At 61.5% G+C, this 3693-nt stretch carries 3 protein-coding genes; all 3 read right to left on the reverse strand.

Annotated features, from left to right (window positions below):
- On the reverse strand, positions 1-1697 hold a 1697-nt coding region (hrpB, locus tag BG52_RS14570; RefSeq protein WP_036667590.1), incomplete at its 3' end, for an ATP-dependent helicase HrpB.
- A gap of 380 nt (positions 1698-2077) precedes the next feature.
- The gene (gene corA / locus BG52_RS14575; RefSeq protein ID WP_036585956.1) at positions 2078-3028 is read right to left on the reverse strand and encodes a magnesium/cobalt transporter CorA; all 951 of its coding nucleotides are present in this window, start codon (positions 3026-3028) and stop codon (positions 2078-2080) included.
- Positions 3029-3126: 98 nt separating this feature from the next.
- On the reverse strand, positions 3127-3693 hold a 567-nt coding region (locus BG52_RS14580; protein ID WP_036667591.1), incomplete at its 5' end, for an adenosylcobinamide amidohydrolase.

Below are 3693 nucleotides of genomic sequence, written 5' to 3' on the forward strand. Positions count from 1 at the left end.
GGCAGCACCGCCCCGCGCCCGCCGCTCAGCTGATACGCGCCTCCTCCGCCGACAGCAGCGCCTCGGCCGCCCGTTCTCCGCTTCATGCCGATCCGGTCGGGGTACGCAAACGCCAGCAGCAGCCCGCTGCGCTCGTCATCACCACCGTCCGACACTCCAGCCGGCAGCCCGAACCTCCGCTTCAGTTGGGCCGCTTCGGCCAGCGCCGCCCGCGCGCCGGCAGCCACAATCTCCGCCGCTCCCAACGACAAGCGGCCATCCGCAGCAGCCGGGGCCGAAGCCATCGCCCGCAGCGCCTGAAGCCGCAGCGTCACATCCGCCTCGGCATTATCCGCGCTCGGCCAGCGCAGCACGTCCCGATCACCGAGCAGCGCGGCAAGCTCGCATGCAAGTCCGCCCAGGCCCAGCGGCCCCGCAAGCAAAACCATATGCGCCAGACGCGGGTGAACGCCCGCGCCCGCCATCCGCCTTCCATGGGCGGTGATTTTACCGCCCGCATCCACGGCGCCCAAAAGCTCCAGCAGCTCCGAAGCCTGCTTGACCGCCGGTTCAGGCGGCAGATCAAGGAAGCGCAGTTCCCGCGGGTCCTGAGCTCCCCACGCGGCAAGCTCGAGCACCATCGGCGCCAGATCGGTTTCCGCGATCTCCGGCTTGCCGCTCGGCGCGAGTCCTGCGTCAAACGCTTCCGACCAGAGCCGGTAGCAGACCCCGGGGCCCAAGCGTCCCGCCCTTCCGCGCCGCTGGTCCGCGGATGCGCGTGATACGGCCACCGTCTCGAGCCGGCTCATGCCTGTGCTCGGCGAGAACCGCGGCACCCGCATCAGCCCGGCATCGATCACAACCCGCACACCTTGAACCGTGAGACTTGTCTCCGCAATCGAGGTCGCGAGCACCACCTTCCTGCGGCCCGTCTCCTCCGCCATCAGCGCCCGATCCTGCTCGGCCCGCGGCAGGGCGCCGTAGAGCGGCAGCACCGTGGCAGCGTCAAGCCCTCCCAGCAGGCGCTGCACGCGCCGAATTTCGCCTTCACCCGGCAGAAATACCAGTATGTCGCCTTTCTCCACGGACAGCGCATGCCGGATCGCCCGAGTCGTATGCGCCTCCAATCGCTCCGCCGCAAGCTGTTTAGGGAAAAACCGCGTTTCCACCGGAAACTGCCGTCCCTCGCTCACCACGACCGGAACGCCGCCGAGCAGCTCTGCAACGGGTTCCGCTTCAATCGTAGCCGACATGACCAGCAGCCGGAGATCGTCGCGAAGCACCTGCTGCGATTCCAGGCATAACGCCAAGCCAAGGTCGGCATGCAGGCTCCGTTCGTGAAATTCATCAAAAATAACCAAACCCACATCCGCCAGCTCCGGGTCGTCCTGCAGCATACGCGTGAGTATGCCTTCCGTAATGACCTCGATCCTCGTCTGCGGCCCGACCCGGCTGTCCATCCGGACACGGTAACCGACCGTGCCGCCGGCTTTTTCGCCCAGCATACCCGCCATATAGTGCGCCGCAGCCCGGGCCGCCATTCGGCGCGGCTCGAGCATAAGCATTCGTTTGCCGCGCATCCACGGCTCCTCCAGCAGCGCCAACGGCACCCTGGTCGTCTTGCCTGCGCCCGGCGCGGCTACCAGCACGGCCCCGGCGCCTTCGCGCAGCGCATCCGCCAATTGCGGAAGGACCGCTTCAATCGGCAATCCCGGCATAGCGCAGCCCCTCCCCATCGTCCAATCGATTCCGTCACGTTCACATCACGCTCATCATAAGCGCCCGGCTCTGCGCGCGCCTCATCCTTTATCCATTGTAGTCCATGGCCGGTCTTTCCGCCAACCCGCCTCGCAACAGCATCCCAAAGCCTGATCCGTCCGCTCAAAAAAAAGAAGCCCCCCGGCCGTAAACGGACGAGAGGCTCAGGCCAGCGCCTGTATAGAAAAAAGTTCGATACGATACATACTATGGGAAAAGGCTGGCGCCTACAACCCACGTTCAATTAATTAAATTTAACGAATTACCCGCAGCAGCTGTCGCCGTCTCAAAAGGAAATACGCCTAAATTCATCCCGGCGATCGCTCCCTTCACACACGACTCAGTCAAACCAGCCTTTACGCTTGAACCAGGCAAACATGCCCGAGCCGATCGCGATCATAACCGCAAGAACGGTGAAATAGCCCCAATGCCATTCAAGCTCAGGCATATTCGCGAAATTCATACCGTAAACCCCGGCGATGAACGTAAGCGGCATGAAAATCGTCGTGATGACCGTCAATGTTTTCATAATCGTGTTCATCCGGTCCGAATTGTAGGACAGATAGCTGTCGCGAATATCGGCAGTCAGCTCCCGGTTCGAGTCGATCATCTCCGACAGTTTCAGCAGATGATCGTGAATATCGGTGTAGAAGGCATAATAGTCGCGGACGCCCGCGATCCGCTCGGAGTTGACGATCCGGTACAGCAGCTCTCTCATCGGCACAATCGTTCTTCGCAGCTTAAGAAGCCTCGACCGGATGTCGAACACATCGTCCATCAGCTGCTTGCTTCGTCCTCTTCTGTCGGCCGCGTCGATGTCGGCGATCAAATCCTCCAGCTCGTATACCGCAGGAAAGAAATGATCGACCAATTTGTCCATGACGACGTACGTGCCGTATACCGGCCCCTTCGCGAACGATTCCGGATGCCGGGTAAGCTTCTCCCAAGCCTCCTCCACCGCTCTGGAAGCAAGCGAATGATACGTGACCATATACCGGCTGTGCAGAAAAAGATCGACCTCCTCAACGCTCAGCAGGCCGGGATCGATCGCGTGGAGCACAAAAAAATGAAACCCCTCGTAATGATCCAGCTTCGGCCGCTGCAGCAGGTGCAGGCAATCTTCAATGGCGAGCGGATGAAAATGAAAAAACGTATTGAGCAGCTGCGCCTCCGCTTCCGTAGGCTCCGACATATCCACCCAGAACCAGACGTACGTTTGGTCTTCCGTTTCTTCGAGCCGGTTCAGGAACCTGATTTCTGAATCAGCGGTAAGCGCAGCAATTCGAATCATCTGGGTCGTCATCCTCCGCTCGTCGAGTGAGTTAAACCTCTGTCAGTCTCGGTACCTATGCTCATAATTATAGCATGAAAGCAAGCGGAAGGCGGCCGTCAAGACTCGTGCTGCGTAGCCGACGCTTCATGAACGGTCGCATATACAAGGCGGCCCACGGCGTTGCCGATTTCCGAAGCCGATCCGGCGTATTCATGCACGAGCCGGTGAGCCGCCCGCTGCGTGACAGCTGCCACGACAGCGTCCGTCGTCGTCCCGGTCGCCAGCCGTTCCTGCGCTTCCTCGTCTCGGATGTCCAGGTCCGCCAGAGCGGAGCATTTCGCCTCCGTTGCGGTAATGACAACGCCGAGCAAGGCGGCGTCCGTCATTTTGCAATCGAGGAAAATGAGCGTGTTGATCGTACCCGGCCGGCAAGCGGAAAAAACGGTTCTCGGCATGCCGGCCTTCGCGGCGTTGCGCGTCCCGGCCGTCGTGCAGACGACAACCCGGAACCGGTCTCCCGCCTCCTCCGCGATCGACGCATGGGTGAGCTTGGCCGCGGTCATTAAGCCTAACGTCACATCCGCCGGATAATCGCGTTCCGTCAAGTATGCGCTCATTTCGGCAGCCGGATCGTCGTACCGGTAAGTGTGCGGAACGAGCCGGTTCACGAACAGGCCGGCGGA

It is taken from the genome of Paenibacillus darwinianus, from assembly GCF_000598065.1.
GTDB lineage: Bacteria > Bacillota > Bacilli > Paenibacillales > Paenibacillaceae > Paenibacillus_I > Paenibacillus_I darwinianus.